Raw genomic sequence first — 23,646 nt, forward strand, 5'->3', positions numbered from 1 at the left:
AGAAGGCCGTTTCAGGCGGCGGCACTTCCCTGTGCGACGATGACGGGGATAAGCAGATCGCCCCAGTTGCCGCCGCCGCCATGGTGGCGGGCCGAGCGGACCAGCTCGACGGAAACGCCGGCCTCGACGGCTTTCATGACGGCCTGGTTGAGGCGGTGCAGATCGTTGGCCAGCATGCGGATGGCGGCCTGCTGATCCTGCGTCATGGCGGAGGACTGCTCCTCGGCGCGTTCCTTGACGTGGGTCTTGATGGGGTTATGGGCATTCATGGCATTTCTCCTCTCATTATTGGTTGGGGTTCTTGATCCGGTTTGCAAGCCCTTCCCGTCACCGGGAAGGGCAGTTTCTCGATTTTATTCGGCCGCCGGGCGGAACTGGTCGTGCTCGGTGGATTCCTTCATGGCTGTCGTGGAAGACGTGCCGCCGGAAATCGCCAGAGACACGGCGTCGAAATAGCCGGTGCCGACTTCTCGCTGGTGCTTGGTGGCGGTGTAACCATTGGCCTCGGCTGCGAATTCCGCTTCCTGAAGCTCGGAATAGGCCGCCATCTGCCGATCCTTGTAGCCGCGTGCCAGTTCGAACATGCCGAAATTCAGCTGGTGGAAACCGGCAAGCGTGATGAACTGGAACTTGTAGCCCATCGCGCCCAGCTCGCGCTGGAACTTGGCAATCGTCGCGTCATCGAGGTTCTTTTTCCAGTTGAACGACGGCGAGCAATTGTAGGCGAGCTTCTTGCCCGGATGCACCTTGTGCACGCCTTCCGCAAACCTGCGCGCCTGTTCGAGATCCGGCTTGGAGGTTTCGCACCAGATCAGGTCGCAATAGGGCGCATAGGCAACGGCGCGGGCGATGCAGGGCTCAAGACCGTTCTTGACCTGATAGAAACCCTCGACGGTGCGGCCGGCATCGTAATCCACGAAGGGACGGTCGCGCTCGTCGATATCGGAGGTCAGGAGCTTCGCGGCCTCCGCATCCGTGCGGGCGATAACCAGAGTCGGCACACCCATGACATCGGCCGCAAGCCGCGCCGCCGTCAGGTTACGGATATGCGCCGCCGTCGGGATCAGAACCTTGCCGCCGAGATGGCCGCATTTCTTTTCCGATGCCAGCTGGTCTTCATAGTGAACACCCGCAGCACCTGCCTCGATAAAGGCTTTCATGATCTCGAAGGCGTTGAGCGGTCCGCCGAAACCGGCCTCCGCATCGGCAACGATCGGCGCGAACCAGGTGTCGACCGAAAGGCCCTTGCCTTCCGCCGTCTCGATCTGGTCGGCGCGCTGCAGGGTGCGGTTGATACGCTTTGCAAGCTCCGGTGCGGCATTGGCAGGGTAAAGCGACTGGTCCGGATACATGGCCGACGCCGTATTGGCATCCGCAGCAACCTGCCAGCCCGAGAGATAGATCGCCTTCAGCCCGGCGCGAACCATCTGCATGGCCTGGTTGCCGGAAAGCGCGCCAAGCGCATTGACGAAATTCTCCTCGTTGATCAACTTCCATAGCCGGTTCGCGCCCATCTCGGCCAGCGAATGGCGGATGTCGACGGAGCCGCGCAGCCGCTCCACGTCGGCGGCAGTGTAGGTGCGCTCGATGCCGTCGAAACGTCCCTGCGGTGCGCCCGGAACAAGCTTGTAAAAATCCGTCATACTTCTCTCTCCCATGATAAATGCGGTTTCCGTAACGGGCCGTCTTTCAACATCATATGGCGCCGTTTGATGTGACTACATTTACATTTTTCGAGATTTGAGTGCCAGAACAAACATAAAAACAGTGACTTGAAAGAGGTTATCCTGTAGTGTGCGTGACAGGCGGGGGCTGTAAAATTGTAAATTTGGTAAAAGTCTTTCGCCCGCAGAGTTTGTAACAGCTTTGTATGAGTTCGCAGGCACGGGGAGGTGAGGCGGTGTCGGAAAACAAGATTTTTGCAGGCCCGCGCGTGCGTCGCATTCGCAATGGTCTGGCGCTGACGCAGACGGCCATGGCCGAGGCGCTGGCGATTTCGCCGTCCTATCTCAATCTCATAGAGCGCAACCAGCGGCCGCTGACGGTGCAGCTGCTTTTGAAGCTTGCCTCCGTCTACAAGGTCGATCTGGATGACCTGCAGGGCGAAAGCGCCGGTTCCGCCGGGCAGCTGCGTGAGGTCTTCGCCGATCCGCTGCTGGCGGGTGAGGTGCCATCACCGCAGGAACTGATCGAGGTTGCCGATGCCGCGCCCAATGCGGCAAGCGGTGTCCTCAAGCTTTACCGGGCCTATAGGGAGCAGGCACAGCGCCTTTCCGACCTCTCCGATCTTCTGGCGCGGGAGGGGCACGAGACGGCGCTCTCCTCCACCCGCCTGCCGATCGACGAGGTGCGCCACGTCTTTGAAAACCGGCCGGCTTATTTCCATGCCATCGATGCGGCGGCGGAAGAACTCCACAAACACCTGTCGGCGGGCGACGATCTCGCCTCCGGCCTTCGTGCATGGCTTCAGAAAAACCACGGCATCGTGGTCCGCACCCTGCCGGTTCATGCCATGCCGAATCTCAGGCGGCGTTATGACCGCCACTCCATGCGGCTGTTTTTATCCGAACGCCTGTCGCAGCCGGACCAATTGCGGGAAATGGCCATGGAGACCTGTCTCCTGGCGCTTCGCGAAGAAATCGGCACGGAGCTCGAAGGGCTTGGCCTGAAAGGGGAGGAGGCGAGGCGCATCGCCCGCTTCGAACTGGCGCGCTACGCCGCCCATGCGTTGATGATGCCCTATGGCGCATTCCTGAGCGCCTCCCAGCGGGCGAAATACGATCTCGAGGTTTTGCGGTCGCGCTTCAACGTTTCTTTCGAACAGGCAGCCAACCGCCTTGTCAGCCTGCAGCGGCCGTCAGCCGCGGCGATCCCGTTTTTCCTGATGGAGATCGATAATGCCGGCAACCGTTTCCGCCTTGCGGGGGCCGGCGGTTTTCCAAGGGCGCGTTTTGGCGGCCTCTGTCCGCGTCTCAACATCCATGCCGCTTTCGCCCAGCCGGGACAGGTGCTGGTGGAAGCGGTGGAGATGCCGGATGGCGACGCGTTTCTCACAGTGTCGCGCACGCTGGAAGGTCCTCAGGCGGGTTTCGGCGAAAGGGTGAGGCGTACCGCCGTGCTTCTCGGCTGCGATCTCGCCCAGGCCGGAGAGACCGTCTATGGCCCGGCCGCTTCGGGTGCCGCGCCCGTCGCCGTCGGGCCTTCGTGCCGGCTGTGCGAAAGGCAGGGCTGTCTGTCGCGGGCGGAAGCGCCGCTGACGCGACCGCTGGGGCTCGATGAAATGGTCACCGGTCTCAGTGTTTTCGACTTCCAGTAGGTGTTTCCATTCGCTTTTTCCCGGCCGGAACACATTTGGTTGAAAATGCTGTGCTGCACATTTCCCGCTTGCTCCCTTTTGTTTTCCTTTCTAGTCTCTCCCAAAAAAGGGGATCACGCTCCCATCGTGAGGATGCGTTAACAGGAGACATCATGAAAAACCGTTCTCTCCGCCTGACCTTGGCTCTCACCACCGCGCTCGTTGCAGCAGGCTCGGCAATGGCCCAGGAGAAGGTCGTCCACGTCTATAACTGGTCGGATTATATCGACGAATCGATCCTTGCCGATTTCACCAAGGAAACCGGCATCAAGGTCGTCTATGACGTTTTCGACAGCAACGAGCTTGTGGAAACCAAGCTTCTGGCCGGCAGCTCCGGTTATGATGTCGTGGTGCCGACCGGGCCCTTCCTCGCCCGCCAGATCAATGCCGGCGTGTTCCAGAAACTCGACAAGTCCAAGTTGCCGAATCTGAAGAACATGTGGCCCGAGGTTTCCGAGCGTCTGGCCAAATACGATCCCGGCAACGAATATGCCGTGAACTACATGTGGGGCACCACCGGCATCGGCTATAATGTCGCCAAGGTGAAGGCGGCGCTTGGCGATGTTCCGGTCGATAGCTGGGATATTCTCTTCAAGCCGGAAAATGCCGAAAAGCTGAAATCCTGCGGCATCAATATTCTCGATGCGTCGGACGAGACCTTCGCCATCGCCATGAACTATCTCGGCAAGAATCCGGATAGCAAGGAAACCGCCGATCTCGAGGCGGGCGGCGACGTCTACATGAAGATTCGCCCCTATGTGAAGACCTTCAACTCCTCCGCCTACATCGATGAGCTGGCGAACGGCGACAGCTGCATCACCATCGGCTGGTCCGGCGATATCCTGCAGGCGAAAAGCCGCGCCGAGGAAGCCAAGAACGGCGTCGAGGTGAACTACGTCATTCCGAAGGAAGGCACCTATATGTGGTTCGACAACCTTGCCATCCCGGCGGATGCCAAGAATGTCGAGGAAGCCCACGCCTTCATCAATTATCTGATGCGGCCGGAAGTCATCGCCAAGGCTTCCAATTATGTTCAGTATGCGAATGGCAACCTCGCCTCGCAGGCGCTGATGGATGAGGCCGTCGCCAAGAACCCGGCGGTTTATCCCGATGCCGAGACGCTGAAGAAGCTCTTCACCATCTCGCCCTACGGACCGAAGGAACAGCGCGTCCTGAACCGCGTCTGGACGCAGATAAAGACCGGCAGCTGACACTTCCGCCCGCTGGTTGAGGAACGGCCGGCGGGCCTGTTTCTCTGATCCTTTGCCGGCAGGTTCCGTTACCTGCCGGCGCTGCCCGCCTCAAAGCATCGGACCGAAAGTCGGAAAATCCGATGCTCAAATCTACACGACCAACGGGATTTGAGGGTAGGGTGAATGGCGAAAACTCTGGGGCCGGTCAAACGCAAATTTAGCCCTTGGGACAATCCCGATGCGGTGCCCTTCATCCGCTTTGAAAACGTCACCAAACGTTTTGGCGATTTCGTCGCCGTCAACAATCTGACGCTCGATATCTATGAACGCGAATTCTTCTCGCTGCTCGGTCCCTCCGGCTGCGGCAAGACCACGCTGATGCGCATGCTGGCCGGTTTCGAGGAACCGACCGAAGGCCGCATCCTGCTGCAGGGCAAGGATATTTCCGGCGTGCCGCCCTATAAGCGCCCCACCAACATGATGTTCCAGTCCTACGCGCTTTTCCCGCATATGTCGGTGGAAAAAAACATCGCCTTCGGTCTCGAACAGGACGGCCTGCCAAAAGCGGAAATCGCCTCGCGCGTCGAGGAAATGCTGCGGCTGGTCAAACTCAGTGAGTTCGCCAAACGCAAGCCCAGCCAGCTTTCCGGCGGCCAGCGGCAGCGCGTGGCGCTCGCCCGGTCGCTTGCCAAGCGGCCGAAGGTGCTTCTTCTCGATGAGCCGCTCGGCGCGCTCGACAAGAAGCTGCGTGAGGAAACGCAATTCGAACTGATGGACATCCAGACCAATCTCGGTCTCACCTTCCTCATCGTCACCCACGATCAGGAAGAGGCGATGACGGTCTCGGACCGGATTGCGGTGATGGACAAGGGCAATGTCGTGCAGGTGGCGACGCCGGCCGAGATTTACGAAGCGCCGAACAGCCGCTACGTGGCGGATTTCATCGGCGATATCAATATTTTCGACGCCAATGTCGTCGCCAATGCTTCCGATATCGGCAAACCGGGTCTGGTGACGCTGGATTGCGAAGGGCTGAAGGTGGCGGTGGAGCAGGAATGCGCCGCTGCAACCGGCAGCCAGGTGGCTTTCGCCATCCGCCCGGAAAAGGTCCGCATCTCGCTCGATCAGCCCGCCGATAGCAGCATCAATTCCGCCTATGGCGAGGTCTGGGATATCGGCTATCTCGGCGACTTCTCCGTCTTCATCGTCAAGCTTGCCGATGGCCGCGTCATTCGCGCCGCGCAGGCGAATGTCTCGCGTCTCGTCGACCGCCCGATCACCTTCGGCGATATGGTGTGGCTGAACTGGAAACCGGATTCAGGTCTTGTCCTGACACGCTGAGGGAGGCTTTCATGGCGATCACCACTCCTGAAAACCGGCAAAGCCCCTGGCGCTGGCTGGTCGTCGCGGTTCCCTATTTCTGGCTGCTGTTATTCTTTGCAGCACCGTTTTTCATCATCTTCAAAATCTCGCTGTCGGATACGGCGATCTCCATGCCGCCCTATACGCCGGTCTTCGAAGGGTTTTCGAAACTCGGCGCCTTCTTCTCCGAACTGGATTTTGAAAACTACCTCTTCCTGACGGAAGACCCGCTTTACATCGACGCCTATCTATCATCGCTGCGCATCGCCTTCATCTCCACCTTTCTGCTTTTGCTGATCGGTTATCCCATGGCGCTCGCCATGGCGCGCGCGCCCTCTTCCATTCGCCCGACACTGGTGATGCTGGTGATCCTGCCGTTCTGGACCTCGTTCCTGATCCGCGTTTACGCCTGGATCGGCATTCTGAAGCCAGAAGGCCTGCTGACGGTGCTGTTCCAATGGCTCGGTCTTCTCGGGCCGGACCAGCAGGTCAATATCTTCCGCACCGAGACGGCGATCTTCATCGGCATCGTTTATTCCTATCTGCCCTTCATGGTGCTGCCGCTCTATTCGGCGCTGGAAAAGCTCGACAATACGCTGCTGGAAGCGGCCGCCGATCTCGGCTGCCCGCCATGGAAGGCCTTCTGGAAGATCACCTTCCCGCTGTCGCTGCCGGGCGTCGTGGCCGGCTCGATGATCTGCTTTATTCCGATAACAGGGGAATTCGTCATCCCCGATCTGCTTGGCGGCGCCCAGACGCTGATGATCGGCAAGACGCTGTGGACGGAATTCTTCGGCAACCGCGACTGGCCCCTGGCATCCGCCGTCGCCGTGTTGCTGCTGTTGTTGCTGGTGGTACCCATCGCCATCTTCCAGAACCAGCAGAAGAAGGTGGGGTGAGACCATGAAGCGCGGAAAATTCGACATCACCGTCCTCACCCTCGGTTTTGCCTTTCTTTATATCCCGATCATCATCCTGATCGTTTATTCCTTCAACGCCTCGAAGCTCGTCACCGTCTGGGGCGGTTTCTCGCTGCAATGGTACCGCTCCATGTGGTCGAACGAGGGGCTGATGGATGCGGCCTGGGTAACGTTGCGTGTCGGTATCCTCAGCGCCACCATCGGCACCATCCTCGGAACGCTGGCGGCGCTGTCGCTGACGCGGTTCGCGCGATTTCCGGGCCGGGTGCTGTTTTCCGGCATGATCTATGCGCCGCTCGTCATGCCGGAAGTCATCACCGGCCTGTCGCTGCTGCTGCTCTTCGTGGCCGTCGGGGTGGATCGCGGTTTCTGGACGGTGGTCATCGCCCATACGACTTTCACCATGTGTTACGTGGCGATCGTCGTGCAGTCCCGGCTCCTGACCTTTGATCGCAGTCTCGAGGAAGCCGCGCTCGATCTCGGCTGCCCGCCGGTCAAAACCTTCTTTCGCATCACCCTGCCGCTCATCTTCCCCGCGGTCATTGCCGGCTGGATGCTGGCCTTCACCCTTTCGCTGGACGATCTGGTGATCGCCAGCTTCGCCACCGGCCCCGGTGCAACCACGCTGCCGATCAAGATCTATTCGCAGGTTCGCCTTGGTGTGACGCCGGAAATCAACGCCATCTGCACGATCCTGATCGGGCTTGTCACCATCGGCGTGATCGTCGCCTCCATCGCTTCCAAACGCACCGAATTGCAGCGGATGCGGGACGAACATGCGGCGGCACGGAACTGATCGAATATCCCGCGTTGATTTTTACGCGTTACTGTTGAAATCGCGAGAAAAGTAGAAACTGTTAATTTAGTTTCGGCGCTTTACGGTCTCAGAATAGGAATTTTCGTCGGTAATTGATCGATTTTGGTTTTAACCGCTTGTTAATAGGAGTTGGCGGAAAGTAAACCCAACGCAGGGCCGTCAAATTTTTGATAGCCGGGACTGATAATTTCCATCTGGCGAGATTGTCCCCCTTTCTCTCGTTGAAAAGCACAACTTATCCAGGCGGCCGTAAGGCCGCCTTTCTTTTTGCCGCAAAGGCCCGTGCCACTCAGCGGTTTTCTGGATGATCCATCGATTTCGAGACGAGCAGCACGGGAATAAGCCCGGCAATGATGATGATGATCGCCGGCACGGCCGCATCCTGCACCCTTGAGCGCGATGCATCCTCATAAACCAGCGTGGCCAGCGTGTTGAAACCGAAAGGCCGAAGCAGGATGGTGGCCGGCAATTCCTTCATGGATTCGATCAGGACGAGAAGAAAAGCCGTCAGCGCCGCGGGCCGCATGTTCGGCAACAGCACCTTGAACAGCGTCTGCGCCCGGTTGCGCCCAAGCGTCCGCGAGGCCATGTCGATATGCGGCGAAAGCTTCTGGAAACCAGCATCGAGCGTGCCTTCCGCCATGGTCATGAAGCGCACGGCATGGGCGTAAATGATGGCGAAGGCGGTGCCGGAGAGCAGCAGCCCGGTGGAAAAGCCGAAATGTGCGCGGATGAAGCCATCGACGCCATTGTCGAGACTGGCCAGCGGAATGAGCACCCCGATGGCGAGCACGGTTCCCGGCACGCCATATCCCATGGAGCCGAAGCGGGCGGCCACCTTCGAGGTGCGCGAGCGCTCGGTGCGGATGGCATAGGAAAACACGAAAGCGGCAATCAGCGTCACGAAGGCGGCGGAAAGCGAGACTTCGAGACTGTGTCCGAGTGCTTTCAGAAGCTTCGGCGCAAACAGCGCATCGAGCCTCCTCGCGGCGTAACCGCCCAGCACGATGACGGGAATGAAAAAGCCGCTCGCCACGGGAACGAAGCAGAAAAGGCTTGCACCCCACCGCCGCCAGCCGGTGAGCGCCTTCAGCCGGTGACGCTGCGCCATGCTTGTCGCTTTCGGCGCGCCGAAGCGCTGTTTTTCACGGGCATTGCGTTCGATGACGATCAGCGCACCGACGATGACGAGGATGACGGCGGCGATCTGCGTCGCATTGGCGAGATTGCCGCGATTGAGCCAGGTTTCGTAGATGGTGAAGGTCAGCGTCTGGACGCCGAGATATTCAACCGCGCCGATATCGTTCAGCGTTTCCATCAGGACCAGAGAAAGCCCGATGGCGATGGCCGGCCGGGCCATCGGCAATTGCACGGAGAAAAACACGTTCAGCGGTTTTGCGCCGAGCGTGCGGGCCGCTTCGGCCGCAAACCGTCCCTGCATGGAAAAGGCGGCGCGGGCCGAGAGATAAACGTAAGGATAGAGGACCGAACTGAGAACGATCACCGCACCGCCGAGCGAGCGTATGTCTGGAAACCAGTAATCGCGGATGCTGTGATAACCGAAAGCGGCGCGCAACGCGCTTTGCACCGGGCCGGTAAAGTCGAGAAACTCGCCGAACGCATAGGCGGCGAGATAGGAGGGGATGGCGAGCGGCAGCACGAGCGTCGCGGACAATAACCGCCTCAGCGGAAATTCGAATGTGGTGACAAGCCAGGCGCAGACGATGCCGAAGAAAGCCGTCGTCGCGGCCGTCATCCCCAGGAGCAGGAAGGTGCGAAACCCGGCGCGCGGCAGGACATTGGCGAGAAGATGCTGCCATCCTTCCGTGCTGCCGGTCAGCGCCAGCCAGAAAATTGCCAGAATGGGCATGGCGGCAATGGCCGCGACGATGACCGCCGTGATGGGCAACACCGAGAAGCGTCTTGTTGCCGGAAGGGAAACCGTCATGGACATGCCAGTCTACTGTCGTGCAAAGGCCTCAACCGGCGACCATCGTGCCGGCGGCCTCCGCATTGCTACGCCCGCATGGCCTCAGTTGGCAAGAACCCGCTGCGAGGGAAAGGTGATTTCCACCAGCGTGCCTTCATTCGGCGTGGAGGTGATGGAGAAATTCGCCCGGTTGGCATCTACCATCGCCTTGGTCAGCGGCAGGCCGAGCCCGGTGCCGTCGCCGCGCACGCGCTTGCCGGAGGAGGCCACCTGCCGGAACGGCTTCATGGCCTGTTCCAGTTCCGCCCGTGTCATGCCGATGCCGGTGTCGCGAATGCGCAGCGACACGCTGCCATTGGCCTCATAGGCGGTGGATACCACGATCTGGCCGCCGGACGGCGTGAAGCGGATCGCGTTCGACAGGATGTTCAGCACGATCTGCTTGATCGAGCGCAGGTCCGCGACGATCTGCGGCACGGATTGCGCAAGTGCGGTGCGGATGATGACGCGCTGGTTGTTGGCCTGCGGCTGCACCAGCGAGACCGCCTCGGCGACCGTTTCGTTGAGCGGCACGGCGACGAAATCCACATCCATCTGCCCGGCCTCGATCTTGGAAATATCGAGCAGATCATTGACGATGTCGAGCACATGCCGGCCGGAACGGCCGATATCATTGGCATATTCCACATAACGCGGATGGCCGATCGGCCCGAAACGTTCGGTCGCCATCATGTCGGCAAAGCCGATGATGGCATTGAGCGGCGTGCGGATTTCATGGCTGACGCGCGCCAGGAAGTCGGTCTTGTGGGCATTGGCGGTTTCCGCCGCCCGCTTGGCGTTGCGCAGTTCTTCTTCGGTGCGCTTCCACTGGGTGATGTCGCGGATAACCGCGCAATAGCCATGCGAAGATTTCAGCCGGCCGATGGTCATGAACAGCGGCAGGAAGCCGCCGGATGCTTCGCGGCCGATCACTTCGCGGCCGTCATTCAGCACGCTGGCGACACCGTTATTGGCGAGACCGGAGAGATAATCCAGCACGGCGCGCTGGCTCTCATGGGCAAAGAGGGTGACGAAAGGTTTGCCGGCGATTTCACCATTGTCATAGTTGAACAGTGCGCTGGCGGAACGGTTGAGCGAGCGGATTTCGCCTTCGTCTCCCAGAAGCACCACGCCGTCGGTGGCCGTTTCCAGAATGGAATGCAGTTCCTCCACTTCGCCCTGCAACAGGGAGAGGCTGCCTGCTTCCGCATTTTCGGCATCGCCGGCAGCAATATTTTCGTTGGCGGCCGCAACCGGCGCCTGCTTTTCCTCAAGCGGCACCAGCGACAGCATCAGCGCCTTGGTTTCTTCCCAGCGAATGGACTGCAACCGCGCCTTGACGGGAATGATGTCGTTGTCAGAGCTGACGACCACCATGCCGCCTTCGTTGTCCGGCATCTCCTCCAGCTCCTGCCGCTGCAGCAGCGCTTCCAGACCGCCCACCTCTTCGAGCTCGGCGAGAGAGCCATAGCCCGTCAAGCGCAGGAAATCCGGGTTGGCGTGGATCAGCCTGTCGCCGGCATGCACCAGAAGCGCCACGGGCATCTGGTCCAGCGTCTCGGCCGTCAAGGCATTTGCGGGGCGAACGGACGGGCTGACCATGGCGGCGGCAATATCGGCAGCCGGCCGCTCGTCAGCCGCAGGCTCTTCCTTTTCGTCGGAACCGCTTTCATCCGCCGGTGCGCGAATGGCCGCAGGCTGCTCGCCACGAACGTAATCGGCGAAAAGATCGTCTTCTTCCGCCGGTTCGGTTTCCCTGTCGTCATTTTCCGTTTCGGAGGCCGCGCTTTCCGAAGCATCCGCATCGATATCCCGCTGGATATCCTGCATGGTCGGCTCAGCGGAAATGGCTTCCGCATCCGTTTCCCGGTCTTCTTCGGAAGCAGCATCCGCCGACGCAAGCGCCCGGCCGATTTCGCGGAAGGCGGCCTGCTCGCCTGCGGTCAACCCCTCGCGGGAGCGCGAGCGGCGCTCCTCCAGATGGACGACCTTGTCGGAATAGGCTGGCTCCAGCGCGGGTGCTGCAACCGGCGCTTCGAATTCCGGGGGAGTATAATCATGGTGCTGTTCTTCGGCCGAAACCACGTCCGATGCATCGGCCTCCGTTGCCGGGACCTCGTCCTCAGCGATGGAACCGGCGTCTTGCGCCGCCTCGTCATCCTCATCGATAAAGGCCAGCAATTCGTGGCTTTCATCCTCAATAGCGGGCTGCGGCAGTGCTTCCGCATCGGCCTCTTCGCCGTTGAGGAAGGTCAGGCCGGTGGCATGCGGGTCTTCGGTGGCATCGGCAAGCCGCACGATGCCGAAACCACGGAAACCGTCGAATTCGCGTGAGCGCGTATAGGTGGGCAGGGCGGCAAGATCGATCGGCACCATTAGCGATGTGCCTTCCACCGGCCAGTAGATCGTCTTGCCCGACCATGTGTCGCGACGGCCGAGAAGCTCGCGGATCTTGCCGTCGGGATCGAGATTGAACAGGGCCGCGACATCGGCAAAGCCCATGCCTTCCACGGCAGCCGCCTTGGCGCCCACAGCCTCTGCAAATTCATGCGAGATCGAACTGAAGCGTCCTTCCGCATCGATTTTCCAGACGAAACGGGAAGCGCGCGCACCGGCATTGAAAACAAAAGGCTGCGCTTCTGCGCCAGCGCCGATGTCCGTATCCTCGGTCTCCGCCTCCGCCGTTATCTCCTCATCCGCCGCAGGAGCAGCGTCTGACGGCGCGGTTTCAACGATTTCATCGTCCGCGACTGCGTTTTCTTCGATCCGGGTCTCTTCGGCAGGGGCATCGGCGATTGCCCGCTCGGTTAAGGGAGCTTCTGCTTCATCCTCATCGAGTTCGAAAAGATCGGCGATGTCGTCGGTCATCGCCACATGTGCCGCGGCGTCGGCGTCCTGCGCGAAAATCGCCGCCGGGGTCTCCGCTCCGATTTCCGGCAATGACAGAAGGCTGTTCTCATCCTCTTCGAAATCGGCCGGCAGTTCCTGCACCTCTTCCACATCCTCGATGCCAGCGACGGCATCGAGCACGGAATCGAAGGAGGTTGCAGCGGCAACAGGCGCGACCTCCGCAACCGGCAGGGCGGGCTCGGCGGCGGCTGGCGTTTCCTGCGGCCTGTCTTCTGCGAAACCATTGACGGGATCGAGTGTGCCCAGCGCGGTTTCGACCACGAACATCAGGTTCAGTTCGGGCGATGCCGCAATCTGGCCGGTGGCGGCGGGCAGATAGCCCTTGCCGGTCGGCACCGGCCGCTTGACGAGATGGCCGGACTGTCCGGCTGCCATTTTCACCAGTGTCCGCGCCGTGTGCGGCGTGATGCCCAGCGACGAAAAGCCGGGCGAGGCGGCGACAATCTCGTTCTCGCCGTTCAGAACCGCCATATGGATATCGGGGTCGTCGAAACCTTCGATCATGCGCCGAGCGCATTCCGCCGTGTCGGGTGCGACTTGGTCGGTGAGGGCGGAAAACAGGATGGCGGGCTGTCCGGGCTCGGCCTCGATGATTTCCGCGCGCGCCGTAACGGCAAGGCTGCGGAAACCCGATGTGATGCGAATGGTAAACGGCAGGCTATCGCCTGCTTTGGAAAGCCGCGCCGCCGTGGCTGCCAGTTGCCGGAAGGTCACGTCCTGCGGTTTCGGGCCCTGTTCCAGAAAATCATAAACCATCGGCGTGCCGAACAGCGCCGCACCCCGGCCATTGGCCCAAAGGGCGTTTTTAAGGTCGAGCGAGAACAACGCCATGGCCTCGCCACGCCCGAAACCTTCACGCACCCGTTCATGCACTGCGATATCGATAAAGGGATACTGGACGGCGGGCATGTCGAAACCTATTCTGGCACTACCGGACCTTGCGGGCTTTTCGGCTTCCTCATGAAGCTCTAAACGTAAACCCGCCGAGGCATCACGTTAACAGAATTTTAAATAACTTCACAGCGCGGTCCGGTCCACCATCCGCCGGATGAATCGCCAAATAGAGTTAACATCAACAGGCCGCTGCGGCCTCTTTATGTCAGCCCGGCCCCTTGAAAAGCACTTGCCTTTCTCAGCCTTTTTTCGCAAAATTCGAAGAGGCACTTGCAAATGGGGAAAACACCTTTTATGTCACCCCCCGTGACGCCGCTTCGGCGTTTCATGTGCGGTTGTAGCTCAGTTGGTTAGAGCGCAGGTTTGTGGCACCTGAGGTCGGTGGTTCGACCCCACTCAACCGTACCATTCCCCTCTCCCAGTAAGTTATGCGTCACAAGGACTTTCCGGGAGAGGGGAATACTTTATCCAGACCGGTCCGCGCAGGCACCTCCCGATTTCCGAAAATCCTCAAAATTATTGCCATGTCCGTGGTGGTTCCCACGCAACCTTGGTGACGTGTGAGCTTTGCGACACGCCGCCCGGCAAAAACCATTTGGCTAAAATCGCTTGCGCTGGTATTGTCCGCCCAACGAAACCTTATGAAAGCCAGCAGCATAGCGTCTACGCTTGTGCGCGGCGAAATGGACAAGACAGTGATCGACCCCGGAAACGGCTCAAAGCCGTCGGAACAAGGGGCGTCGGTGGCGAACAAAGGGAAAGCGAAGCGATCCCGTCGTGGCAAGAAACACAAGCGTGACGGTCAGCCCCGTGACGCTGCTGTGCTGTCGCATGATGTTGCCGCGGATGTTCCGGCCGGTTCCTCCTATGCATCGGCTCTTGAGCCGGATGCCGAGCCGCGCAAGAGAAAGCGCCGCAGGCGCTCTCGCGGCAAGGGTGCTTCTCAGCAGGCTGCCTCAGCTTCCACCGTGCCGGCGCAGGCTCCAGCCGCAACAGATGCTGCCAATCCATCCGCCGTGCCGCCAGGCGCAGGGCGAAAGTCGCGCCACCGCAAGCGTGGTCACCGCGATCCGCGCAGCCGCGACCCACAGGGCCGTCCGCTGGTTCCAACCCATGCGCCGAAACATGTCGGCAAGCAGAATGGTCGCGCTAATGGGGCCGGGCAGGAACCGCACCGGCAATCCGAAATATCCGCTCGCCACGCAGGCCGCCAGCATGAACATGGCCAGGAGCCGCCGGTGGATATGTATGCCGCGCTCGATCTCGGCACCAATAATTGCCGGCTTCTGATCGCGCAGCCGACGCGGCCCGGTCAGTTTCGGGTCGTCGATGCCTTTTCGCGCATCGTCCGGCTGGGCGAGGGGCTGGTGTCGAGCGGCCGGCTGTCCGACGACGCCATGGATCGAGCTGTCGAGGCTCTGAAAGTCTGCTCCGCGAAACTCTCCGGTCGCCCGATCAGGCGCATGCGGCTCATCGCCACCGAGGCCTGCCGCGCTGCGTCGAATGGCGAGGAATTTCTGGCGCGTGTCACGCGGGAAACGGGCCTGAAGCTCGAAATCATCAGCCGCGAGACGGAAGCCCGCCTTGCGGTGTCTGGCTGCGCCTCTCTCGTTGGGCGCGAGGCGCGTTCGGTCGTGCTGTTCGATATCGGTGGCGGATCGTCGGAAATCGCCGTCATCAAGGTCGGGGAAAATCGCTCGAACCGGCTCGCCAATCACATCACCCACTGGACCTCGTTGCCGGTCGGTGTCGTCACGCTCTCGGAACGCCATGGCGGGCGCGATGTGACGCCGGACGTCTTCGCCGCGATGGTGCGGGAAGTCGAAGGGTTGCTCGATGCCTTCCATTGCCCGCCTCTCGCGCCGCAAACCCATCACGAGGATTTTCATCTTATCGGAACTTCGGGCACGGTCACGACGCTTGCCGGCGTCCATCTCGATCTGCCACGATACGATCGCCGCAAGGTGGATGGCCTCTGGCTTTCCGATGCCGAGGTTACGGCGATGCAGGACAAGTTGCTGGCATGGGATTTCGCCGGCCGCGCCGCCAATGCCTGCATCGGGCCTGACAGGGCCGATCTGGTTCTGGCCGGCTGCGCCATTCTCGAGGCCATTCGCCGCCGCTGGCCGGCACGCCGTATGCGCGTGGCGGATCGCGGTCTGCGCGAAGGCCTTTTGACGGATATGATGGCGGATGACGGCGCATGGCGGCGCAACCGCATCAGGCGCATGCAGATGACACGGCAGGACAGGACGGAAGGTTTGACATGAGCAAGGCGCCGACAAGCAACAACCGCACCGGCCGCAAGATCGGCCAGAAGGTCAAGAAGACCAAGCTCAAGGCCTCGTCGCGCCGCTGGCTGGAACGTCATATCAACGACCCCTATGTGCAGCGCGCCAGGCTTGAGGGCTATCGCGCCCGGGCGGCCTTCAAGCTCCTGGAAATCAACGACAAGCACCAGATCCTCAAAGGCGCGCGCCGCATCATCGACCTTGGCGCCGCCCCCGGTAGCTGGTCGCAGATCGCGTCGAAGGTGACGGATTCCACCGAGGACGATATTCGCGTCGCCGCCATCGATTTCCTCGAGATCGATCCCATTCCCGGCGTGAAAATCCTGCAACTCGACTTCCTCGATCCCTCCGCGCCGGAAAAGCTGATGGAGGCCGTTGGCGGCACGCCCGATCTGGTGCTGTCGGACATGGCCGCTCCGACCACCGGTCACCAGAAGACCGACCATATCCGCACCATGCATCTGTGCGAAGTCGCGGCCGATTTCGCCGTTCAGGTGCTGGCGGAAGGCGGTCACTTCCTTGCGAAGACCTTTCAGGGCGGCACGGAAAAGGCATTGCTGGATATGCTGAAGAAGAACTTCAAGCAGGTTCTGCATATCAAGCCGGCGTCCTCACGCTCGGAATCGGTGGAAATGTTCCTGCTTGCCAAGCACTTCAAGGGCCGCAAGAACGAGCCGACCGACGCATCCGAAGCCGAAGAGGCTTCCGAAGACTGATCACTCCGCCGGTTGTGAGACCTTGCCGCGGTGGCCGGAGACGGCCGCCCCGGCATTGCCGTCCATGCGGATGATCGGCACGATGGCGAACAGCGATACCAGCGCCACGATGGTGAAGGCGATGTGGAAATCGGCGAGCTGCAGGTGCGTGCCGGACATCATGCTGCTGACTTCCAGAATGGAGGCGGCGAAAGCCACACCCAGCGCCAGGCTGATCTGCTGCAGCACCGACGCCATCGAAGTCGCCTGGCTGGCCTGACTGTCCTCGATGTCGGAATAGCTGAGCGCATTCGATCCGGTGAAGAAGAAGGACCGGGCAAATCCCGCTGTCACAAGGAAGATCATGATCAGCGGATAAGGCGTTTCCGGGGTGAAGAAGCTGTTGGCGAGCGTGGTGCAGGCGCCGACGATGCCGGCCCCGATCAGTGTCGAGCGGAATCCGGTTGCCGCAAACACCCGCTTGGCCATGAATTTCGTGGTGATCGCGCCGATTGCGCCGGCAAAGGTGATCATGCCCGACTGGAACGGATTGAGCCCGAAACCGATCTGCAGCATCAGCGGCATCAGGAAGGGTATGGCGCCCGTGGAAATGCGGAAAACGGTGCCGCCGACGGACGCCGCCCGGAAGGTCGCGTTCTGGAATATGCGAAAATCGAGAATGGGGGCGGGGTGGCGCGCGGCGTGGCGCAGATAAAGAAAACCGCAGATGAAACCGATGATCGTCGAGGCGATGCCGATGGCCGGCGGCAGCGCCGGCAGGCTGACGACGGAGAGGCCGAACACCACACCGGAGGCGGCGATGCCTGACAGCACGAAGCCTTTGCCATCCATCGGCGGCGGGTTGGTGGTTTCGATTTCCGGCAGGAAGATCGTCGAGAGCCAAATGCCGATGACGCCGATCGGCACATTGATCAGAAAAATCCAGTGCCATGAAAAATAGGTGGTGATGAAGCCGCCGATGGGTGGGCCGGTCAGCGGTCCCACCAGCCCCGGAATTGTCAGCAGCGCCATGGCGGAGACGAGTTCGCTGCGCTTGGTCGTGCGCAAAAGCACAAGGCGGCCGACGGGCGTCATCATCGCCCCGCCCATGCCCTGCAAGAAGCGCGAGAGCACGAATTCGAACACCGAGGACGACACCGCGCAGCAGATCGACCCCACCACGAAGACGCCGATGGCGAAACGGAAGATTTTCTTCGCGCCGTATTTGTCGGCCATCCAGCCGCTGATGGGAATGAAGATCGCCAGCGCCACCATATAGGCCGTCAATGCGAGCTTGAGCGTGATCGGGCCGACATGAAGGTCGGCGGCAATTGCCGGCAGCGAGGTGGCGATGACGGTGGAGTCCATCTGCTCCATGAAGAGAGCGACTGCCAGGATGAGGGGAATGATGCGGTTCATGAGGCTGCCTGCGGCTTTCCGCTGCGACAAAGGATATCGCCGTTCCTCCTACGCCTGATAAGCGGGCTTGCCAACACGTTAATTATCAATTTCTCAAGTTCCGATCAAACCTGCGTGAGGCCGGTTTTCTTGCAACTTTATCGCTCTATTGTCCGTTGGCATGGTTCAGTTGGCGATCACGGCCAGTTGGCGATATCGGGAGAAAGATGATGACCCAATCCTTGAACATGAGCAGACGCGGCCTCATCGGTGCGGCGGGCGCAAGCGTTCTCGGTGCGCCGCTGTTGATGGCGCGCACGGCAACGGCCCAGACCAGCCAGCCGCAAACCTCCATGGAGATAGAACACGCGATGCCGCCTGAAACCAACCGCTTCAAGCTCGGCAATTTCGAAGTGCTGGTGGTGAAGGATGGCGCACGCGCGGCTCCCAATCCCGGCGAGACCTTCGGGACCGATCAGTCGGCGGAGACGGTCGGAAAATTGCTGGAAGACAATTTTCTGCCGAAGGAGCAATTCGTCAATTCCTTCTCGCCGGTCCTCGTCAATACCGGCACGGATCTCGTGCTGTTCGATACCGGTTTCGGTGAGGCCGGGCGCGGTGCGGGCAATGGCCGGTTGATCGAGGGCATGGCGGCCGCCGGTTATACGCCGGAAGATGTGACCGTGGTGGTGCTGACCCACATGCATGGCGACCATATCGGTGGGCTGATGGAAAAGGGTGCTCCGGCTTTTTCCAAGGCGCGCTACGTGTTCGGTCAGGCGGAATATGATTTCTGGACGGATGAGAAACGTGTCGGCACGCCTGCGGAAGGCGGTCACAAGGGCGTTCTCACGAACGTCAAGCCGCTGGCGGAAAAGGCGACCTTCATTGGCGACGGCGCCAGTGTCGTATCCGGGATCACCGGTGTGGCGGCCTTCGGTCATTCGCCTGGTCACATGATTTTCCGTGTCGAATCGGAAGGCAAACAACTCATCCTGACAGCGGATACGGCCAACCATTTCGTCCTTTCCCTGCAGAAGCCAGACTGGGAGGTGAAGTTCGACATGGACAAGGCGGCCGCCGCCGCGACCCGCAAGAAGGTCTACGACATGATCGCCACCGACCGTTTGCCTTTCCTTGGGTATCACATGCCTTTCCCGGCGGTCGGTTACGCGGAGAAGCTGGATACCGGCTATCGTTTCGTGCCGAAATCCTATCAGTTCGACATCTGATATCTGCTGCAATGCAGCAACAAAGAAAGCCCGGAAGCCGATTCCGGGTTTTTTCTATTCCCTTCCTGTCATGAACGTGTTACCAGCCCTCGCCAACTTCCAAGCAATCCTTGCAGGGCGCCGGGGTGAACTTTTCGTTCCGGAACGGCCACGCATTTTCAGTATGAAGGAATTTGGTCATGGCACGCATCATTCAAACACCCACTGGTTTGGACGCTCTCACATTTGACGATGTGTTGCTGCAACCCGGACATTCCGAAGTCATGCCGGGACAGACGAATATCGCCACGCGCATTGCCCGCGATATCGATCTCAACCTGCCGATCCTCTCTTCCGCCATGGATACGGTTACCGAAGGCCGCCTCGCCATCGCCATGGCCCAGGCCGGCGGCATCGGTGTCATCCACCGCAACCTGACCCCCATCGAGCAGGCCGAAGAAGTACGGCAGGTGAAGAAGTTCGAAAGCGGCATGGTCGTCAACCCGGTCACCATCGGCCCGGATGCGACGCTTGCTGAAGCACAGGCCTTGATGAAGGCGCATGGCATTTCCGGTATTCCGGTCGTTGAAAACGGCGGTTCCGGCGGCCACAAGAACGGCCGTCTGGTCGGCATTCTGACCAACCGCGACGTGCGCTTCGCCTCCGATCCGCAGCAGAAGATTTACGAACTGATGACCCGCGAAAACCTGGTCACGGTCAAGGAAAGCAGCGTCGATCAGCAGGAAGCGCGCCGTCTGCTGCACAAGCACCGTATCGAAAAGCTGCTGGTTGTGGATGCCAAGGGCAACTGCGTCGGCCTCATCACCGTCAAGGATATCGAGAAGTCGCAGCTGAACCCCAACGCCACCAAGGATGCGCAGGGTCGCCTTCGCGCCGCTGCCGCCATCAGCGTCGGCGCTGACGCCATCGAGCGCGCCGAGCGCCTCATCGATGCCGGCGTCGACCTTCTGGTCGTCGATACCGCGCATGGCCATTCGCAGCGCGTGCTGGATGCCGTCTCGCAGGTCAAGAAGATGTCGAACTCGGTTCGCATCATCGCCGGCAATGTCGCCACCGCCGACGGCACCAAGGCGCTGATCGATGCCGGCGCCGATGGCGTCAAGGTCGGTATCGGCCCCGGCTCCATCTGCACCACCCGCATCGTCGCCGGCGTCGGCGTTCCGCAGCTTGCGGCTATCATGTCGTCGGTTGAAGTCGCCAATGCGGCTGATATTCCTGTCATCGCCGATGGCGGTATCAAGTTCTCGGGCGATCTGGCCAAGGCAATCGCCGCCGGCGCTTCCGCCGTCATGATCGGCTCGCTGCTTGCCGGCACGGATGAAAGCCCGGGCGAAGTGTTCCTCTACCAGGGCCGTTCCTTCAAGGCCTATCGCGGCATGGGCTCCGTGGGCGCCATGGCGCGCGGCTCGGCAGACCGTTATTTCCAGGCGGAAGTACGCGACACGCTGAAGCTCGTTCCGGAAGGCATCGAAGGTCAGGTTCCCTATAAGGGCCCGGTTTCCGGCGTCCTGCACCAGCTGGCAGGTGGCCTGAAAGCCGCCATGGGTTATGTCGGCGGCAGCAACATCAAGGAATTCCAGGAGCGCGCCACCTTCGTTCGCATCTCCAGCGCGGGCCTGCGCGAAAGCCACGCCCATGACGTGACGATTACCCGCGAAAGCCCGAACTACCCCGGCGCGGTTTGATCTTTCGAGGCGAATCCGTAAAAGGATACTGAGTATTTGGCGCTCCCCGATTCATGCCGGATCGGGGAGCGTTTTCATGATTGGAGAAGAAAGCATGTCACCCACGACCGCAATGTTCTGGCCGATGATCGCCCATGTCTTTCTGGTCTTTTGCCTTTATGCGCTCCTGATCATCCGGCGTAACAAATACACCTTCAAGGATCGCGAATCGGCGATCAAGCTGCGCGACCGGGACGAAGAGGCGCGTGAAAGCCATCTGGTGAACCGCAACATCGCCAATCAGTTCGAACTGCCGGTGTTGTTCCACATCGCCTCCCTGCTGCTCTACATCACGGATGCGGACAATATCGTCACCGTCGTTCTGGCATGGCTGTTCGTGCTCTCGCGTTATGCCCATTCCTATGTCCACGTCACCAGCAACCGCCTGCGTCAGCGTGGCGCATTGTTCGGCATCGGCTTTGCGCTGGTCGTCTGCCTGTGGGCGTGGCTCGCCATATGGTTGGCGCTGGAGTAAATCAGCACCGTGAGGTTGCCTCATAAGTGAGACAATCCCGCCTTGCAAAATGCTCCGATTTGCGATGGGTCAATTCCATGACGCCCCATCCCCGTTAATCTCTGCCTGCCGTCGAGGATTCCAGGCGAGCAGAGATTAGGGAGTATGTCATGGCTAAGACAATGAAGGCAGCCGTCGTCCGCGCGTTTGGAAAACCGCTGACCATCGAGGAAGTGGCGATACCGGATCCCGGCCCGGGTGAAATTCTCATCAACTACAAGGCGACGGGCATTTGCCACACCGACCTGCACGCCGCAACCGGCGACTGGCCGGTCAAACCCAACCCGCCCTTCATCCCCGGCCATGAAGGCGTCGGTTATGTCGCCAAGATCGGCGCTGGCGTCACCGGCATCAAGGAAGGCGACCGCGCCGGCACGCCCTGGCTCTACACCGCCTGCGGATGCTGCATTCCCTGCCGCACGGGCTGGGAGACGCTTTGCCCGAGCCAGAAGAATTCCGGCTATTCCGTCAATGGCAGCTTTGCGGAATACGGCCTCGCCGATCCGAAATTCGTCGGCCGCCTGCCGGATAATCTCGATTTCGGCCCGGCCGCACCGGTGCTTTGCGCCGGCGTCACCGTCTATAAGGGGCTGAAGGAAACCGAAGTCAGGCCCGGTGAGTGGGTGGTCATTTCAGGCATTGGCGGGCTTGGCCACATGGCCGTGCAATATGCCAAGGCCATGGGCATGCATGTCGTGGCCGCCGATATTTTCGACGACAAGCTGGCGCTTGCGAAGAAACTCGGAGCCGATGTCACCGTCAATGGCCGCGCGCCAGATGCGGTGGAGCAGGTGCAGAAGGCGACCGGCGGCGTCCACGGCGCGCTGGTGACGGCGGTGTCGCCCAAGGCCATGGAGCAGGCTTACGGCTTCCTGCGCTCCAAGGGCACCATGGCTCTTGTCGGCCTGCCGCCAGGCTTCATCTCCATTCCGGTGTTCGACACGGTGCTGAAGCGCATCACGGTGCGCGGCTCCATCGTCGGCACGCGGCAGGATCTGGAGGAAGCGCTGACGTTTGCCGGCGAAGGCAAGGTGGCGGCCCATTTCTCCTGGGATAAGCTCGAAAACATCAACGATATCTTCCACCGCATGGAAGAGGGCAAGATCGACGGCCGTATCGTCGTGGACCTCGCTGCCTGATGTGAAAACTGGCTGGCGGCGCTCACGTAAATGTGTGGCGTCGCTTGCCCCCGCCTCGTTCCCCACGGGGCGATCTGCGCTATCCTCCCGCATCCGTGCGTTCAAGGAGGATAGAGCGATGGACAAGCCCAAGATCACGCAGGCCATGATCGACGCTTACGATGAATATACCCATCTCAGCCTCGATCGCCGCAAATTCATGGAAAAGCTCACCGTATTGGCCGGGTCTGGTGCAGCGGCGGCGGCCATCGCTCCGCTTCTTTCGGCCAACAGCGCCCGTGCGGCGGTTATCGCGGCCGATGACGACAGGATCGTCGCCGAGGAGGTGACCTATTCCGCCCCCGGTGGCGAGATGAAGGGTTACCTCGTTACGCCGAAATCCGTTTCCGGTCCCATCGGCTCGGTCATCGTCATCCACGAGAACCGTGGTCTGAACGACCATATTCGTGACGTGGCAAGACGGGTGGCGCTCGCCGGTTTCAGGGCGCTTGCGGTCGATTTCCTCTCACCACAGGGCGGCACGCCCGCCGATGAGGAGAAGGCACGGCAGATGTTCAGCGGTCTCGACATGGACGCGACCGTCGCCAATGCCGAAGCGGGCCGGGTGTGGCTTGCGGCCCGGCAGGGGGCGAATGGCAAGGTCGGTGCTGTCGGTTTCTGCTGGGGCGGCGGGCTGGTCAACCGTTTCGCTACCAAATCGGCAGGTTTGAATGCCGGCGTCGCCTATTACGGCCAGCAGGCCCCCGCGGCCGATGTACCAGCCATCAAGGCGCCGCTGCTTTTGCACTATGCGGGTCTCGATGAGCGCATCAATGCCGGCATCGACGCCTATAAGAAGGCGCTGGAGGAAAACGGCAAGACCTTTGAAATCTTCGTCTATGACGGCGTCAACCACGCCTTCAACAATGACACGTCCTCGGCGCGCTACGATAAGACGGCTGCCGATCTCGCCTGGGGCCGGACGACGGAGTTCTTCAAGAAATATCTGGCGTGATGGGGGGGGGCGGCGGGCGTCTGTTCTGTTCCTTGGCAAGGGAAGGTGGAGAAGCTCTGGATATTGTCAATTGACAGCGGACCGAAGGCGTGTGGAGCTTCACCCCCCTCTGCCCTGCCGGGCATCTCCCCCTCAAGGGGGGAGATGCCCGGCAGGGCCGGGCTCTTATACACATCTCCCAGCCCACGAGAAGGAGCTACATCTCGTATGCCGTCTTCTGCTGGAAAAAAAAAAAACAG

17 protein-coding genes and 1 tRNA gene are annotated in these 23,646 nt (G+C 60.7%); 13 read left to right on the top strand and 5 right to left on the bottom strand.

Translation table 11 applies throughout. The annotated features are described in order from the left end of the window. Positions 1-11: 11 nt before the first annotated feature. On the bottom strand, positions 12-269 hold the full coding sequence (locus RAC79_RS02290; RefSeq protein ID WP_003493954.1) for a hypothetical protein: 258 nt from the start codon (positions 267-269) through the stop codon (positions 12-14). 84 nt (positions 270-353) lie between these two features. Beyond that, entirely contained in the window at positions 354-1,643 is a 1,290-nt protein-coding gene (gene aceA, locus RAC79_RS02295; RefSeq protein WP_004432607.1) for an isocitrate lyase, read from the bottom strand. Between the two features lie 257 nt (positions 1,644-1,900). Between aceA and RAC79_RS02300 the strand changes: the two genes are divergently transcribed. From RAC79_RS02300 to RAC79_RS02320, 5 genes are all read left to right on the top strand, one after another. After that, a complete protein-coding gene (locus RAC79_RS02300; protein WP_174038807.1) occupies positions 1,901-3,316 on the top strand; it encodes a short-chain fatty acyl-CoA regulator family protein in 1,416 nt (471 codons plus the stop codon). Positions 3,317-3,468: 152 nt separating this feature from the next. Then, a complete protein-coding gene (locus tag RAC79_RS02305) occupies positions 3,469-4,566 on the top strand; it encodes a polyamine ABC transporter substrate-binding protein (protein ID WP_078051237.1) in 1,098 nt (365 codons plus the stop codon). Between the two features lie 165 nt (positions 4,567-4,731). Next, a complete protein-coding gene (locus RAC79_RS02310; RefSeq protein WP_065654422.1) occupies positions 4,732-5,889 on the top strand; it encodes an ABC transporter ATP-binding protein in 1,158 nt (385 codons plus the stop codon). 11 nt (positions 5,890-5,900) lie between these two features. After that, on the top strand, positions 5,901-6,809 hold the full coding sequence (locus RAC79_RS02315; protein ID WP_080817796.1) for an ABC transporter permease subunit: 909 nt from the start codon (positions 5,901-5,903) through the stop codon (positions 6,807-6,809). 4 nt (positions 6,810-6,813) lie between these two features. Next, positions 6,814-7,626 carry an ABC transporter permease gene (locus tag RAC79_RS02320; RefSeq protein WP_065654420.1) on the top strand — a complete coding sequence of 271 codons (813 nt, stop codon included), beginning with the start codon at positions 6,814-6,816 and terminating at the stop codon, positions 7,624-7,626. 310 nt (positions 7,627-7,936) lie between these two features. On the opposite strand, the gene RAC79_RS02325 is transcribed toward RAC79_RS02320, so the two are convergent. Together RAC79_RS02325 and RAC79_RS02330 are read right to left on the bottom strand one after the other, a co-directional pair. Next, positions 7,937-9,601, bottom strand: a complete 1,665-nt coding sequence (locus RAC79_RS02325) for an iron ABC transporter permease (protein WP_162934024.1) — start codon at positions 9,599-9,601, stop codon at positions 7,937-7,939. Positions 9,602-9,679: 78 nt separating this feature from the next. Beyond that, positions 9,680-13,435 carry an ATP-binding protein gene (locus tag RAC79_RS02330; protein WP_174038808.1) on the bottom strand — a complete coding sequence of 1,252 codons (3,756 nt, stop codon included), beginning with the start codon at positions 13,433-13,435 and terminating at the stop codon, positions 9,680-9,682. A gap of 316 nt (positions 13,436-13,751) precedes the next feature. Here RAC79_RS02330 and RAC79_RS02335 point away from each other — a divergent pair. From RAC79_RS02335 to RAC79_RS02345, 3 genes are all read left to right on the top strand, one after another. After that, positions 13,752-13,828: transfer RNA gene (locus RAC79_RS02335), tRNA-His, on the top strand. Between the two features lie 233 nt (positions 13,829-14,061). After that, positions 14,062-15,690: a Ppx/GppA phosphatase family protein gene (locus RAC79_RS02340; protein WP_065654417.1), complete on the top strand. Its 1,629-nt coding sequence runs from the start codon at positions 14,062-14,064 to the stop codon at positions 15,688-15,690. Further along, positions 15,687-16,427: an RlmE family RNA methyltransferase gene (locus RAC79_RS02345; protein WP_059760663.1), complete on the top strand. Its 741-nt coding sequence runs from the start codon at positions 15,687-15,689 to the stop codon at positions 16,425-16,427. The genes RAC79_RS02340 and RAC79_RS02345 overlap by 4 nt, the downstream gene beginning before the upstream one ends. Here RAC79_RS02345 and RAC79_RS02350 read toward each other — a convergent pair whose 3' ends face one another. Continuing rightward, positions 16,428-17,825 carry an MDR family MFS transporter gene (locus tag RAC79_RS02350; protein ID WP_035236057.1) on the bottom strand — a complete coding sequence of 466 codons (1,398 nt, stop codon included), beginning with the start codon at positions 17,823-17,825 and terminating at the stop codon, positions 16,428-16,430. Between the two features lie 209 nt (positions 17,826-18,034). Between RAC79_RS02350 and RAC79_RS02355 the strand changes: the two genes are divergently transcribed. The 5 genes from RAC79_RS02355 (at position 18,035) to RAC79_RS02375 (ending at position 23,407) form a co-directional block, all read left to right on the top strand. After that, positions 18,035-19,036 carry an MBL fold metallo-hydrolase gene (locus RAC79_RS02355; RefSeq protein ID WP_374996849.1) on the top strand — a complete coding sequence of 334 codons (1,002 nt, stop codon included), beginning with the start codon at positions 18,035-18,037 and terminating at the stop codon, positions 19,034-19,036. Between the two features lie 179 nt (positions 19,037-19,215). Beyond that, positions 19,216-20,721, top strand: a complete 1,506-nt coding sequence (gene guaB / locus RAC79_RS02360) for an IMP dehydrogenase (protein WP_065654415.1) — start codon at positions 19,216-19,218, stop codon at positions 20,719-20,721. A gap of 112 nt (positions 20,722-20,833) precedes the next feature. After that, on the top strand, positions 20,834-21,235 hold the full coding sequence (locus tag RAC79_RS02365) for an MAPEG family protein (protein ID WP_374996853.1): 402 nt from the start codon (positions 20,834-20,836) through the stop codon (positions 21,233-21,235). Positions 21,236-21,384: 149 nt separating this feature from the next. Next, positions 21,385-22,413, top strand: coding sequence for an alcohol dehydrogenase AdhP (gene adhP, locus RAC79_RS02370; protein ID WP_004432721.1), 1,029 nt, complete (start codon positions 21,385-21,387; stop codon positions 22,411-22,413). A gap of 118 nt (positions 22,414-22,531) precedes the next feature. Further along, complete coding sequence (locus RAC79_RS02375) at positions 22,532-23,407, top strand: dienelactone hydrolase family protein (protein ID WP_374996850.1); 876 nt, start codon at positions 22,532-22,534, stop codon at positions 23,405-23,407. Positions 23,408-23,646: the final 239 nt, after the last annotated feature.

Source organism: Agrobacterium sp. LR_9 (genome assembly GCF_041954855.1).
Lineage (GTDB): Bacteria > Pseudomonadota > Alphaproteobacteria > Rhizobiales > Rhizobiaceae > Agrobacterium > Agrobacterium leguminum.